A 14,261-nucleotide genomic window follows, 5' to 3' on the forward strand; every position below is an offset into this window, starting at 1 on the left:
CGGCGGCGCTGCCGGTTAGCCCGTATGCACCGCATGGGCGGCCGGGCTGACGAGCCCCGCCTGGGTGGCGACGCGCCACAAGCCGCGCTCGGTGGCATGCTTCACCAGTTCCGCCTGAGTGCAGCCGAATTGCGTCAGCGCGAGGCGATAACGCTCGCACAGTGCTTCGTTGCCGATCAGACGCAAGGCCTGCCCCTTGAGCGGGTTTTGCTGTTGCGCGAGTTCGGCGTCGAGGCCGGCGAGCTCGTGACCGATCAGCAATCCCGACAAATAGTCCGGCTGCTGTTCACGCGACAGTTGTCCTGTCAGGCCGAGCGCGCGGGCGCTGAATACGGTCGCGAGCAGACCTGCCTGGCCTTTCTCGCGCGCGATGTTCACGCCGTGCAGGAATGCAGCGTTATCCGGACGATCCGGCGTGGTCATCGTGCGGCCGAGGATCGTGTGTTCACGCAATGCCGCGAACACCTCACCGGTCATGAAGGTATGAAAGCGTTCGATGCGGCCTGCTTGTACAACGACCCATTTCGCGTGCGTGCCCGGCAAGCCGATCAGTGCGCGTTTGCCGCTATCCGCGGAGGCCGGGTCTTCACCGAGCGCGCCGAAAACCTGCGTTTCCTCGCCGCGCATCACGTTCGGCAGTTCGCCGCATTGCAGCACGCCCGGCACGATATGCAGCGTCGCGCCGCACGCCGCCGTCACGCGGACGATGCCGGCAACCAGCGTGTCGGTATCCGCCGGCGCTTCGACGTAGGGCGCTTCGACCCAGCCTTGCGCGCTGCCGACCATGCCTGCCGCGATCACCGGCAGACCGGGTGCATGTTCGAGCCAGCTGCGGCACGCTTCGTCGAAGGCCGCGTCGAAGCCGCCTTGCTCGGCGCTGCGCGGCAGATTCATGATGCCGGCCGTCGATGCACGCGACGCCAGCAGCTTGCCCGCGGCGTCGAACAGATACGCGCGCAGCGACGTCGTGCCCCAATCGAGCCCGATCAGCACTGCGCGCTCGAGGTTGGCGTTCGCGTCGACGTTGGCGGTGCCGGCGGCAACGGCGTGATCGACTGCCGGCGTGAGAGAGCCCCCTTGGTTCATCGTTTGATCCTGCGGGTCGCCGGTTGGGGCGCGCGCCAACCGAGTTCTTCCGAGATCGCGCGCGCTTCGCGCTGCACCACCGGAATCAGTTCATCCATGCGTTCGAGCGACATGTACGGGATCGTGCTCGCCACCGACAGCGCCGCCACCACGGCACCCGACGCATCGCGCACGGGCGCGGCGACGCAACGGATTGACGCTTCGTTTTCTTCGAGGTCGAAGGTATAGCCACCGGCGGCGTAGTTGGTCATGCGCTGCATGAAGGTCTGCGCGTCGGGGCGGTTATCCGGCTTGAAGCTGACGCCGGCGAGCGCGCGCCGCGAGGCTTCGAAGAGCGACTGCCAGACGTCCGGCGTGAGGTCGAGCATCATGGCTTTGCCGATGCCGGTCGACGCGAGCGGCATCCGGTGACCGACGCGCGAGCGCATTTCCAGACCACGGGTGCCGGGGATCTTGTCGATATACAGCACGTCGTCGCCATCGCGCACGCCGAGATGGATCGTATCGAGCGTCTGTTCCGCGAGCGATTCGAGGTGCGGACGCGCGACGGCGGTAAGCGGCATCTGTTCGAGCGCGATGGTGCCGAGTTCGATCAGCTTCGGGCCAAGCAGATAGCCGCCTTGCACCTGCCGCAGGTAGCGCGCCTGTACGAGGCTGCTCACCAGCCGATGCGTGGTGCTGCGGGTGGTGCCGAGCGCGGCGCCGAAGGTCCGCAGGTCGCGCACGCCGGCGGCGGCGGCTTCGAGAATCGCCAGACCGCGCAAAAGTGTTTGTGTGCCGGCTTGTTGCGGGGTGATGTCCAGCAGCGTGCTGGGGAGGGCGATTTCGTCGACCACGGTGGGCTGAGCGCTGGCGCGCGGGGTTGTGTCCGCGCTGCGCGCGTGATCCGCCGCCGGCGCGAAGTCGGGCTCGGGCGCGCTTGCTGCGTGAGTAGGCATCGCTTTGTTCATGGCGATTCGCTATGGAGTTGGTTTTTTGCGCTTACAGCGCGGGACCGGAGAGGTGGCCTTGGGGTTTGCCGCTGCGCGCGGCGTGGCAGTGCTGCCTTTGGGTCTTAGGCATGGTTTGGCTTTGTCTCCGGTTTTTTTGCAGTCGCTGTCGCAGGCGTGGGTCTGACTCTTTCTGCTCTTTCCCACTCGCGGCGCGTGTTGGGTTGGATTGTAGGGCGGTTTTTTAGAAATCTCCAATATGTGAGTGTTTGATTCATATAATGGGATTTTTTCCTTGCCGGGGGCCGGGGTTGGGTGTTTGCTTGTGGCGGTGGCCTTTCCTTGTTCTGATTGCCTTCGCGGCGCTTGTCTCCGTGTGCCTGCGGCGTTGGCCTTTCCTTGTTTTGTTATTGGTCTATTAGCGTTCCCCCTGTGCGGGGGGGCACCTACCTTTCTTTGCCGGCCGCAAAGAAAAGTAGGCAAAAGAAAGCGGCTCAAACCGCTAATTCTTAAGCGGGTTCCCCGGCTTGGAGGAGGCAGTGGCACATCTGGAATCAGTGTTCCCGCACACTCCACGCTGGTGACAAGGCAGTCATACTTCCGGCGGCGCTGCGCGCGCCGTAGCGGTGCTTCACAAAACCGTCTGGTCGTTTCCGCGACTCGTTAAGGCGACCGCCGTGGTACTTCTCAAGTCGTAGCTATATTCTGCGTCCCGCCGAATTAACAGGCGGGCGTTACGTATCCCGCAAATCGTCTATCGCTTTTAGCGCCGACGTGTCACCCGGCGGAGTGGTCACAATTGAAACTTCGGCACATCAAAAACACAGATCAATTTCAGCGCCTCGCCGAGGCGAAGCCGATGGCCCTCAATGCGCACAAACGACGCCACTGATTTCCCATGCAGACCCGTCCGCGGCGCACGCAGTGCGGAGTGGGAGGAATGATGCCGGACGCGTGCATCCGCGATCGGTGTTGAGAAGTACCACCACGGCGCGCGCAGCGCCGCCGGAAGTATGACTGCCTTGTCACCAGCGTGGAGTGTGCGGGAACACTGATTCCAGATGTGCCACTGCCTCCTCCAAGCCGGGGGACCCGCTTAAAAGTTAGCGGTTTGAGCCGCTTTCTTTTGCCTACTTTTCTTTGCGGCAGGCAAAGAAAAGTAGGTGCTCCCCCGCACAGGGGGAACGCTAATAGACCAATAACAAAACAAGGAAAGGCCAACACCGCAGGCACACAGAGATAAGCGCCACGAAGGCAAACAAGTTCAAGGAAAAGCCAACGCCGTAGGCAAACACCCCAATCAACCGCTACGCGCAAAAAAACCTAATCCGGCAACTCAGCGGCCCCCATCCGCCGCGCAATCACGCGCGATCGCTGAGCGAGATACCCCGAGCCCCTGTGCTCGTCAAAATACTTGGGCCGCGGCAACATCACGGCCAACCGGGCCGACTGCGCAGCAGTCAACTTATCGGCCGAAGTCTTATAGTAATAATGAGCCGCCGCCTCGGCGCCATAAACGCCATTTCCCCACTCAACGGAGTTGAGATAAATCTCAAAGATCCGTTGCTTGTCCATCAGGGTCTCGAGCATCCAGGTAATGATCAGCTCCTGCCCCTTGCGGATATAACTCTTCTCCCGGGACAAAAACAGATTCCGCGCCAGCTGCTGGGTAATCGTCGAGCCGCCTCGAACAATCCTGCCTTTGGCCTTATTCCGCTCCCACGCCTGCAAAATGGCGTCCGTCTCATACCCGTTGTTATTAACAAAATTCGCGTCTTCGGAAGCGATAATCGCCCGCTTCAGATTGTGCGAAATCTGTTCGTACGGCACCCACGCATGCTGCACCGACAAATCAGGCCGATCTTCGGACAAGCGCCACGCATCCGAGCGCATAAACGCGGTCGATTGAGGATTGATGTAATTCCACACCGCAATCTGCGCGAAATAGAAGAGCTGCGTCGCGAACCACGCAATCGCCACCACCGCGCCCAGGTAAACAATCCATCGCACCGGACCTCGCCGGCTCGCGCGCCGCGTTGCAGTCATCGTGGTCACAGTCCTCGCGTCGGTGAGTTCTGAAGCGTAAAGCGCTCGCCTACGCGCGCAGCGGCGCAGTCAGCAGCGCTCGCAATTCGGCCAGCACCGGCGCGCCGTCAGGCCGCACGCCGCGCCATACAAAAAATGACTCGGCGGCCTGTTCGACCAGCATGCCAAGACCATCGGCACCGCGTGCGCCCAGTGTGCGCGCGTGCTCCATAAACACCGTCGGCTGCGCGCCGTACATCATGTCGTAGGCCAGCGTGCCCGCGCCGAACGCGCGGTCGTCGCATTCCGGCAGCGACGCGTCGAGACTGCCCGCGGTCGCGTTGACGATCACGTCGTACTCACCCGCTTCGATGGCCCGCGCGCTGCCGCCCGTCAGGCAGCATGCCGTGTCGCGCGCGGCTTGCGCGAACTGCTCGACCAGCGCTTCCGCCTTCGCGGCCGTGCGGTTGACGATCGTCAGCGTGTGCGGCATACGCTCGAGCATCGGCAGCACCACGCCACGCGCCGCGCCGCCCGCGCCCAGCAGCAGGATGCGCGCGCCCTTCAGCGGCACGCCGAGATTCACTTCGATGTCGCGCACGAGACCGAAGCCATCCGTGTTGTCGCCGTAAATGCCGGTCGCATCGACGCGCAACGTGTTCACCGCGCCAGCCGCCGCCGCGCGCGGCGACAGCGTGTCGGCGAAGGCGTGCGCGTCCAGCTTGAACGGCACGGTTACGTTGAGGCCGCGACCGCCCGCTTCGACGAAAGCACGCACGTGCGGCGCGAAGGCGTCGACCGGCGCGAGCAAGTGACCATACTCGATCGGCTCGCCAGTCTGCACGGCAAAACGTCCATGTATGAACGGCGATTTGCTGTGAGCGACCGGATTGCCGATTACCGCGTAGCGATCACGTACCTGGTTGGCGCTCATCGTCCCGGCTCCGCTACGTGCTGATCGTTCGCCGCATCGCTGGCGCCTTCGCCGTTCTCGGCGTCGCCCTGTGCAGCCGCACCGCCATCGAGGTCCGCTTCGGCTTGTGCCTCGGCTTCGCCTTCGGCGCTTTCGTCGCCGGCGTCGACGATCTCTTCTTCGCCTTCATCCGCCTCGTCGGCTTCTTCAGCCTCGGCGCCGCTCGTCACAGTCGGCGCATCCAGCACATGCAGCAAGCGCACGGACGCTTCGACGGTCAATTCGTCGATCGACATCACTTCCATCTGCAAACGCGTACCGCGTGCGTGCACGCCGAGGCCCGGCACGTGCAACAGCAACGGAATCTCTTCGAGGCGCACCAGATCGCCCTTCACCACCGACGCCACCACCTGCTTCCGGTTCTCCTGCTTCAGCCAACGCAGGCACCAGAAGTACTCCATGCGGCGCTGGTGGTCGGCATAGGCGGTGTACGTGTCGTCAAAGCCTTGCACGACGGCGAACAGATCGGCGTCCTTCGGCTTGAACGGCGCGGCCAGCTTCGCGGTCACGCCGTGCTGCACGCATGCGAGCAGTTGCCACTGGTTCACCAGGTCGACATAGCGGCGCAACGGCGACGTGCTCCACGCGTACTGCGTGACGCCCAAACCTTCGTGCGGCGCGGCGTTGGTCTGCATGCGGGTGCGCTTCGGACCGCTCGGCACGCCGAACGCGCGCTGCGTACGGTAGATGCCCGGCACGCCGTGGTCGTGCAGGAACGCCCCCCACGACGAGTTGGCCAGAATCGCCAGCTCAGCCACGATCGTATCGAGCGGCGAACCGCGCCGGCGCGGCGTGATCGTGATGTGCTCGCCTTCGACGTAGAAATTGAAATCGGTGTTGCGTTGCACTTCGCGGCGCAAACCGTAACCGGCACGCGCGGTCTGACGTTTTTCGAACAGCGCCTGCGCGAACGGCCACAGCACGGCGATGTCGTCCTTGTGCGGATAGTCGCCGCTGCCGGCGGCGAGCGCCTCTTCGGTCACCAGTTCGTCGAGCGTATTGTGGCGCAGATTGTTCTTGATGAACACGCGTTCGGCTCGCGTTTCGCTCGCCACGATCTCCTGCGTCTCGCGATTGACAATCACATACAGCGACAAGGCGGGCCGCAAGCCGCCTTCAGCCAGCGTGAACGCTTCGACGATGCTATCGGGCAGCATCGTGATCTTGTCCCCCGGCATATAGACAGTCGACAAACGCGTGCGTGCGATCGCATCGACGTCGTCGCCACGCTCGATGCCGAGCGCCGGCGCGGCGATGTGCACGCCGATCCGCACGCGGCCGTCGGCCAGATGCTCGACGGAAAACGCATCGTCGATTTCAGTGGTGGTGACGTCGTCGATCGAGAACGCCTCTACAAGGGCTTCCGGCAGATCTTCCGGCAAGGTGCCGACGCTGACCGGCGGGAAACCGGTGCCGTGCGGGAAAAACTCCGAAAGGAATTTCGCCTCATGCAGCGCGCGCGCTGACGGAATGCCGCCGCATTCGAGCATCAGGCGCGCCTGCGAAATGCCGCGCGCCGCGGCCGCGCCTTCGAGCGCCTTGTATTCGATCGTGTTCTTGTCGGGCTTCGTCAGCAACGCCAGCGCTTTGGCGCCGGCGAACGCCTCGGGCAGACGGCCGGCTTTCAGTTCTTCCTCATAGCCGGCCTGCACCAGCGCCTGCTGGCGTTTGCGTTCCAGCCCGGCGAGCGCCATTTTCAGTTGCTCCTGCGGCGCGCGTTGATACATGCCGCGGCCCTTGCGGCGGAAGTACACCGGCGCGCCGTGCATGCGCAACACCAGCGCCGCGCGTTCGATCGGACCAAAGCCCTCGCCGAAGTACTCGGCGCCCAGCGTGGCGAACGGGAATTCGTCTTCAGGCGCGCATTCCCACAGGAAGTCCAGATCGATGTCCTGTGCGGCGGCGTCGGCTTGCTGCATCAACTCGGCCGCGGTCGGTTTCTCGAATTCGATCAGCACATCTTTCGCGCGCACCTTGGCGCGCCGGCCGCCCGGCAACTCGACTTGAAACGCGTCGCCTTGGCGCGACAGCACGCTGCCCGCCTTGAAACTGCCCGATTCCTCAAAGAAAACGTTCACTCAATACTCTCGTTCTGACTTGCATCTGCCGGCGCGCCCGACTTTGTTCGATTGTCGGTCACTGCGTGCGCGGCACGGCAACGTGTTCGTGGTAGTGGGGCCGCAGCGCGATATTCGCGCGCCGGCGGCATGAATCTCGTGAGATATAAGCCTTGGCCTCGGTTGTCAGGCAGCCTCGCGTGGTGCCGGCGGTTCGACATCTTCCGCATCGCAAAAGGCCAGCACCTCGTCGACGTATTGCTCGAACTCGCTGATCGCGTGGTCGCCGCCTTCGATCAGCGTAGTGCGGGCGCCGGGATAGTGCGCGAGCATTTCGCGGTAATCGAGCACTTCGTCGCCGGTGGCCGCCATCAAATAATAGCGTTCGGGCCGCGTGATCGACGCGACGCTGAGCGCGCGCAACTCGTCCAGATGGTGCGGCTCGACGACGATGCTGCCGCCGCCATGCCACAACGGCTGCTCGCCGAGGTACGCGCTCAGGTCGCGCTGCGGCACGACCGCCGGGTTCAGCAGCACTGCCGGCCAGCCGTGCTTCTCCGCCAGCCAGGTAGCGAAATAGCCGCCGAGCGAACTGCCGATCAGTGTCACGCGCTCGGCGCCCGCGGCAGCCACCAGCGATTCGGCGAGCGCCACCGTCTCGAACGGCGAAACCGGCAGCATCGGACAACACCACTCGCCACCGCGGCCTAGTTCGGCAAGTCGCGCCGCCAGCACGCGCGCCTTGAACGAGTTCGGCGACGAGCGGAAACCGTGCAGATAAAGGATCACGACGTGCCTCGCGCGGAAAGCGCGTCGAGCAGCTTCTGATGCACGCCGCCGAAGCCGCCGTTACTCATCACCAGAATCTGATCGCCGGGGCGCGCGGCGTGCACCACCGCTTTGACCAGCGCATCGAGATTGTCGAACGCCTGCGCCTTGCCGCCGAGCGGCGCGAGCGCTTCGCCGAGATTCCAGCCGAGCGCGTCGCGGCCGCTCGGCGCGCCGTAACCGAACACGAGCTCGGCGTCGGCCAGACTTTCCGGCAGCTGCGCTTTCATCACGCCGAGCTTCATGGTGTTCGAGCGCGGCTCGAGCACCGCGAGAATCCGCGTGCGTTCGCGGCCCACGCGCGCGCGCAGCCCGGCCACCGTGGTTTCGATCGCGGTCGGATGATGGGCGAAGTCGTCGTAGACGGTCACGCCGTCGACACTGCCGCGCACTTCCATGCGACGCTTGACGTTGCGGAAGCTGCCCAGCGACTTGGCGGCCTGCGCCGGCGGCACGCCGACATGACGCGCGGCGGCGATCGCGGCAATCGCGTTCATCCGGTTGTGCTCACCCTGGACCTGCCACTCGACCACGCCGACGCGCTCGCCGTTGTGATACACGGCGAAACGTTCGTCGACCGGCACGCCGTCTTCCGCCGGCAAGGTCTCCCAGCCGCCCTGCACGCCGAATCGCTCCACTTCGCTCCAGCACCCGCGCGTCAGCACGCGCTCCAACGCGTCCTCGCGACCGTTCGTCACGATGCGGCCGAGGCCCGGCACCGTGCGGATCAGATGATGGAATTGCGTTTCGATCGCGGCCAGATCCGGAAAAATGTCGGCATGATCGAATTCGAGGTTGTTCAGGACCGCGGTCTTGGGACGGTAATGGACGAACTTGGAACGCTTGTCGAAGAAGGCCGTGTCGTACTCGTCGGCCTCGATCACGAAGAAGCTGGAATCGGTCAGCCGCGCCGACACGCCGAAATTCAGCGGCACGCCGCCGATCAGGAAGCCCGGATTCAACCCGGCGTCTTCGAGCAGCCAGGTGAGCATCGAGCTGGTGGTCGTTTTGCCGTGCGTGCCGGCCACCGCCAGCACCCATTTGCCGTTCAGCACATGCTCGCCGAGCCATTGCGGGCCGGACACATACGGCAGGCCACGGTCGAGAATCGCTTCCATCAGCGGATTGCCGCGCGAGACCACATTGCCGATCACAAAAAGGTCCGCTTGCAGGCCGTTCAACTGCTCGGCGTCGTAACCTTCGATCAGACGAATGCCTTGCGCCTCGAGTTGCGTGCTCATCGGCGGATAAACGCCGGCGTCGCAGCCCGTTACGGTGTGACCCGCGCCGCGCGCGAGCACCGCGAGACCGCCCATGAACGTGCCGCAGATGCCGAGGATGTGGATGTGCATAAGCCTGTCGTGCCGCGCGGGCGTTTCTTCGTGTCGTGGGATGGGAGAGCGCAGGAACGGATGAAACGACCGTCTGCAAAGGACGCTATTGTAACCGACGCCCTCACATCGCCCTAAGCCGGGCAGCCGGTGCGCCCCGCCCAGAAAGGCGTGTCGTCAATCTCTAGTATGATTGGCAGATGGCTCGCAAATCACATTTCGATCCGCAGCGCGTGCGCGAGGAAATCGCCATCGCGGCTGCGCGGCTGATCGCCGAAGACGGTCTGGACTACGCAACGGCCAAGCGTAAAGCGGCGCGGCAGGTGGTCGGCGAGAGCCGTGTCGCGGGCGAATGGCTGCCGGATAACGACCAGATCGAGGAAGAAATCCGCGAATATCAGTCACTCTTTCAGGGCGACAGCCAGCCGATCCTGCTGCGTCGGCTCAGACGGGTCGCAATCGACTGGATGCAGCGGCTCGCGCCGTTCAATCCCTATCTAACGGGTGCCGTGCTCGGCGGCACAGCCGGCGAACATTCGGACATCCATCTGCAAGCGTTCTGCGACAACCCGAAAGAAGTCGCGATCTATTTTCTGAACGCGAACATCCAGTACGACGTTTCGGAGACGCGGCATTTTGCCGGGCGCGGCTACGTCGAGACACTGAGCTTTTTGTGGCGTGACACAGATGAAGGACCCGGCACAGAACCGGTGGGCATCCACGTCGCACTGTATGAGACGGACGATTTGCGCGGCGCGGTACGAGCCGACGCGCGCGGCCGCACTGCCCGCGCGAATCTGCAGGCCGTTCAGGCGCTGCTCGACGACAATAGCGACGTCACTTCTTCCACTAATTAGACAGACCAACAATGAATACGAGACGGATTCTGGCAGGCGCGCTGGTGGCGGCCGTCGCCGCGGGCGGCGGCGTGCTGGCGAATCACTGGCTGAACGGCGACGGCTCGGAGATCGCGCATGCGCAACCTGGCACCCAGCAAAGCGCTGTCGAGCAGTTGTGGGCCGCGCCCGTCACCACGGTGGACGGCAAGCCGCAGTCGTTGAGTCTGCTCAAAGGTCACCCGATCGTCGTCAATTTCTGGGCGTCGTGGTGCGGCCCGTGCGTCGAAGAGATGCCCGCCCTTTCGCAGCTTCAGCGCGAATATGCGAGGAAAGGAATCCAGTTCGTCGGACTTGGCGTAGATTCGGATAAAAATGTCCAGGCCTTCCTGCAAAAGGTGAAGGTGGCCTACCCGATTTATGTGACCGGATTCGGCGGTGCCGACCTGGCGCGGGCGTTCGGCAATAACGCGGGCGGACTGCCTTTTACCGTCGTCATCGACGCAAAAGGCAACATTCGTTCGACAAAATTAGGCCAAATCGATCCGAAAGAGCTGAAACGGACGCTCGACGCGCTCTAAATTTCACATTCCTTTGACGTTCAGATACCGGTGGAACGCGCAATATTGCGCGCAAATCGTGCGAATTTGAGGGAAGATGGACGTCCGGAGCAGCAGCGAAAAGTCGCTGAAATTAATCCGCACGTGCAGGAAACTAGACAAGTTTCTCTAATCAGCGCTAAAGTGCGCCCAATTCCACGGAAAAAGAAGCGACCATGACGCGATTGCTGGTACTGCACGGCCCCAACCTCAACCTTCTCGGCACCCGGGAACCCGAGGTTTACGGCCGCGTGACGTTGCCGCAGATCGATCAGGCGCTGGCGGACCGCGCAGCGGACGCCGGCGTCGAGTTCGCGTCGTTCCAGAGCAATCACGAAGGCGCGCTGGTCGATCGCATCCAATCCGCCCGGACTGAAAAAACCGATTTCATACTGATCAATCCCGCTGCGTACACGCATACCAGCGTGGCCATTCGGGACGCACTGGCGGGGGTCGGCATCCCGTTCGTCGAGATTCACCTGTCGAACGTGCATCGCCGCGAACCGTTCCGGCACCACTCGTATTTCTCCGACCAGGCTGAGGGCGTGATTTGCGGCCTCGGCTGGAAGGGCTATCTGTACGCGCTCGAATTCGCGCTCGACCGGCTGTCCACCGGTTCGTCGCGCGGCTGAATTCCACATACGACTAATTTGAGCCGGCGGCGCACCCCGCCGGCACTTCACGCATTGAAAGGGGCTGCCTGATGGATCTACGTAAACTGAAAACTCTGATCGACCTCGTCTCCGAGTCCGGTATTTCCGAACTCGAAGTGACCGAGGGCGAAGGCAAGGTCCGCATCGTCAAGAATGCACCGCCGGTTTACGTGCAACCGTCCGCTTCGTACGCGCCGCAATACGCACAGCCGATGCCGGCACTGGGCGGCGCCGAAGCGCCCGCAGCAGCAGGCGCCCCGGCTGCACCGGCCGCCGCCGCGCCGCAAGGCCACGTGGTGACCTCGCCGATGGTCGGCACCTTCTACCGCGCGCCGTCCCCGGGCGCCGATCCGTTTGTCCAGGTGGGCGACACGGTCAAGGAAGGCCAGACGATCTGCATCATCGAAGCGATGAAGCTGCTCAACGAAATCGAGTCGGACAAGTCCGGCGTGGTCAAGGAAATCCTCGTCGAAAACGGCCAGGCGGTCGAGTACGGCCAACCGCTGTTCGTGGTCGGCTGACGCGGCACGCTTTGCGTTCGCCGCCCGCGCGCCGGCCCTTCCGAGGCGCGCGACCGATCCTGTGAGGCAGCCGGCGTTGTGATCAACCCGGCGCCCATTGATGAGTCGAAAACCCGCTATGTTTGAAAAAATCCTCATTGCCAATCGTGGCGAGATCGCGCTTCGTATCCAGCGCGCCTGCCGCGAACTCGGCGTCAAGACAGTCGTCGTCTATTCGGAAGCCGACAAGGAAGCCAAGTACGTGAAGCTCGCCGACGAGGCGGTCTGTATCGGCCCGGCGCCTTCGAATCTGAGCTACCTGAACATGCCGGCGCTGATCAGCGCGGCAGAAGTGACGGATGCCGAAGCGATTCACCCCGGCTACGGCTTCCTGTCGGAAAATGCCGACTTTGCCGAACGCGTCGAGCAGTCCGGCTTCACCTTCATCGGCCCGCGCCCGGAAACGATCCGGATGATGGGCGACAAGGTCACCGCGAAGCAAACCATGATCAAGACCGGCGTGCCGTGCGTGCCGGGTTCCGAAGGCGCGTTGCCGGAAGATCCGAAAGAGATCGTGAAAATTGCCCGCCAGGTCGGCTATCCGGTCATCATCAAGGCCGCCGGCGGCGGCGGTGGCCGCGGCATGCGCGTGGTCCACACCGAAGCGGCGCTGGTCAACGCGGTCAACATGACGCGCGAAGAAGCCGGCCGCGCGTTCGGCAATCCGCAGGTCTACATGGAGAAATTCCTGGAGAACCCGCGGCACATCGAAATTCAGGTGCTGTCCGATTCGTTCAAGAATGCCGTGTGGCTTGGCGAGCGTGACTGCTCGATGCAGCGCCGCCACCAGAAAGTGATCGAAGAAGCGCCGGCGCCGGGTATCGCGCGGCGCCTGATCGACCGCATCGGCGATCGTTGTGCGGATGCCTGCAAGAAAATGGGCTACCTTGGCGCCGGTACGTTCGAGTTCCTGTACGAAAACGGCGAGTTCTACTTCATCGAAATGAACACGCGCGTGCAGGTCGAGCATCCGGTGACGGAACTGATCACCGGCGTCGACATCGTGCAGGAACAGATCCGCATCGCCGCCGGTGAAAAGCTCGCGTTCCGTCAGCGCGACATTGTGTTCAAGGGTCATGCGATCGAATGCCGGATCAACGCGGAAGATCCGTTCAAGTTCATCCCGTCGCCGGGACGTTTGACATCGTGGCACATGCCGGGCGGCCCCGGCATCCGCGTCGATTCGCACGCCTACAATGGCTATTTCGTGCCGCCGAACTATGATTCGATGATCGGCAAGCTGATCGCTTACGGCGCCACGCGCGAACAGGCGATCAAGCGGATGCGCATCGCGTTGTCTGAGATGGTGGTCGAAGGCATTCAGACCAACATCCCGCTGCACCGCGAGCTGATGCTGGATGCGAAGTTCGTCGAAGGCGGCACCAGCATTCACTACCTCGAAAACCGGTTGGCCGCGAAGCAGCAGGTCGCGCCGGAAGAAGCGTAAGTCATGAGCTACCGGGAACTGATCGCCGAACTGGCACGCGAGCACGCAGAGGAATTCTCCGACGCGCTGCTCGAGTTGGGTGCGCTGTCCGTATCGGTCGAAGATGCGGACGCGGACACGCCCGACGAGCAGCCGCTGTTCGGCGAGCCCGGTCTCACGCCGGATCGCACGGCCTGGCAGCGTTCGCGCGTGATCGCGCTGCTCGCGCCCGAACACGATCCGGCCGTGCTGCTGACGGCCGCGGCAAACGAACTGGGCCTCGATCCCGCACCTTCTTTCACCGTACGTGAAGTCGAGGAACAGGATTGGGTGCGTCTCACGCAATCGCAATTCGATCCGATTCCGATCGGCGAGCGCATCTGGGTCGTGCCGTCGTGGCACGATGCACCCGACCCCGAAGCACTCGTGCTGGAACTCGATCCGGGTCTCGCATTCGGCACCGGCAGCCATCCGACCACCCGCCTGTGCATGGAGTGGCTCGAGCAATCGGTCAAGCCCGGGCAATCGGTGCTCGACTATGGCTGCGGCTCCGGCATCCTCGCGATTCTCGCGAAGAAGTGCGGCGCGAATCCGGTGTACGGCATCGACATCGATCCGCAAGCGGTCGAATCGGCACGCCATAACAGCGAGCGCAATCGCGCGGACGTCGCGTACGGCTTGCCTGACGAATGCCCCACCGGCGAGTTCGATATCGTAGTCGCCAATATTCTGTCCAATCCGCTCAAGCTGATGGCCTCGATGCTGTCGTCGAAGGTCAAGCCGGGCGGGCGGATCGCCCTGTCGGGCATTCTCGCGCGGCAGGCGGACGAAGTGGCGCAAGTCTATGCGCGATGGATCGACATCGCCGTATGGTGCGAACACGAAGGTTGGGTATGCCTGACGGGAACCCGCCGCGAAAGCCATTAGAATAAGGCGTATTGTCCAACCAACGGCCTCC

General features: G+C 63.4%; 13 protein-coding genes. 6 read left to right on the forward strand and 7 right to left on the reverse strand.

Annotation, left to right across the window (positions count from 1 at the left end; all coding sequences use genetic code 11):
• Positions 1-15 precede the first annotated feature (15 nt).
• The 7 genes from SB772_RS16245 to mpl form a co-directional block, all read right to left on the reverse strand.
• Positions 16-1,086 carry a 2-dehydro-3-deoxygalactonokinase gene (locus SB772_RS16245; RefSeq protein ID WP_410834252.1) on the reverse strand — a complete coding sequence of 357 codons (1,071 nt, stop codon included), beginning with the start codon at positions 1,084-1,086 and terminating at the stop codon, positions 16-18.
• Complete coding sequence (locus SB772_RS16250) at positions 1,083-2,036, reverse strand: IclR family transcriptional regulator (RefSeq protein WP_410834253.1); 954 nt, start codon at positions 2,034-2,036, stop codon at positions 1,083-1,085. Before SB772_RS16250 ends, SB772_RS16245 begins: the two co-directional genes overlap by 4 nt.
• A 1,302-nt stretch (positions 2,037-3,338) precedes the next feature.
• A complete protein-coding gene (mtgA, locus tag SB772_RS16255) occupies positions 3,339-4,061 on the reverse strand; it encodes a monofunctional biosynthetic peptidoglycan transglycosylase (protein WP_410834325.1) in 723 nt (240 codons plus the stop codon).
• Positions 4,062-4,110: 49 nt separating this feature from the next.
• Entirely contained in the window at positions 4,111-4,974 is an 864-nt protein-coding gene (gene aroE / locus SB772_RS16260; RefSeq protein ID WP_410834254.1) for a shikimate dehydrogenase, read from the reverse strand.
• Positions 4,971-7,091, reverse strand: a complete 2,121-nt coding sequence (locus tag SB772_RS16265; protein ID WP_410834255.1) for a ribonuclease catalytic domain-containing protein — start codon at positions 7,089-7,091, stop codon at positions 4,971-4,973. Before SB772_RS16265 ends, aroE begins: the two co-directional genes overlap by 4 nt.
• Positions 7,092-7,256: 165 nt before the next feature.
• Complete coding sequence (locus tag SB772_RS16270) at positions 7,257-7,859, reverse strand: YqiA/YcfP family alpha/beta fold hydrolase (protein ID WP_410834256.1); 603 nt, start codon at positions 7,857-7,859, stop codon at positions 7,257-7,259.
• Positions 7,856-9,250 carry a UDP-N-acetylmuramate:L-alanyl-gamma-D-glutamyl-meso-diaminopimelate ligase gene (mpl, locus tag SB772_RS16275; RefSeq protein WP_410834257.1) on the reverse strand — a complete coding sequence of 465 codons (1,395 nt, stop codon included), beginning with the start codon at positions 9,248-9,250 and terminating at the stop codon, positions 7,856-7,858. Before mpl ends, SB772_RS16270 begins: the two co-directional genes overlap by 4 nt.
• A 179-nt stretch (positions 9,251-9,429) precedes the next feature.
• On the opposite strand from mpl, the gene SB772_RS16280 reads away from it, so the two are divergent.
• The 6 genes from SB772_RS16280 to prmA all read left to right on the forward strand — a co-directional run bounded on the left by SB772_RS16280 (position 9,430) and on the right by prmA (position 14,230).
• Positions 9,430-10,086 (forward strand): UDP-N-acetylmuramate--alanine ligase, encoded by a 657-nt coding sequence (locus SB772_RS16280; RefSeq protein WP_410834258.1) that lies wholly within the window; start codon positions 9,430-9,432, stop codon positions 10,084-10,086.
• A gap of 11 nt (positions 10,087-10,097) precedes the next feature.
• A complete protein-coding gene (locus SB772_RS16285) occupies positions 10,098-10,646 on the forward strand; it encodes a TlpA family protein disulfide reductase (RefSeq protein ID WP_410834259.1) in 549 nt (182 codons plus the stop codon).
• 194 nt (positions 10,647-10,840) lie between these two features.
• On the forward strand, positions 10,841-11,296 hold the full coding sequence (gene aroQ, locus SB772_RS16290) for a type II 3-dehydroquinate dehydratase (RefSeq protein WP_410834260.1): 456 nt from the start codon (positions 10,841-10,843) through the stop codon (positions 11,294-11,296).
• Between the two features lie 71 nt (positions 11,297-11,367).
• Positions 11,368-11,838, forward strand: a complete 471-nt coding sequence (gene accB, locus SB772_RS16295; RefSeq protein ID WP_410834261.1) for an acetyl-CoA carboxylase biotin carboxyl carrier protein — start codon at positions 11,368-11,370, stop codon at positions 11,836-11,838.
• 118 nt (positions 11,839-11,956) lie between these two features.
• Positions 11,957-13,324 (forward strand): acetyl-CoA carboxylase biotin carboxylase subunit, encoded by a 1,368-nt coding sequence (gene accC, locus SB772_RS16300; RefSeq protein ID WP_410834262.1) that lies wholly within the window; start codon positions 11,957-11,959, stop codon positions 13,322-13,324.
• Positions 13,325-13,327: 3 nt separating this feature from the next.
• Positions 13,328-14,230 (forward strand): 50S ribosomal protein L11 methyltransferase, encoded by a 903-nt coding sequence (gene prmA / locus SB772_RS16305; protein ID WP_410834263.1) that lies wholly within the window; start codon positions 13,328-13,330, stop codon positions 14,228-14,230.
• Positions 14,231-14,261 lie beyond the last annotated feature (31 nt).

The organism is Paraburkholderia sp. SIMBA_030, assembly GCF_046535245.1.
Classification (GTDB): domain Bacteria; phylum Pseudomonadota; class Gammaproteobacteria; order Burkholderiales; family Burkholderiaceae; genus Paraburkholderia.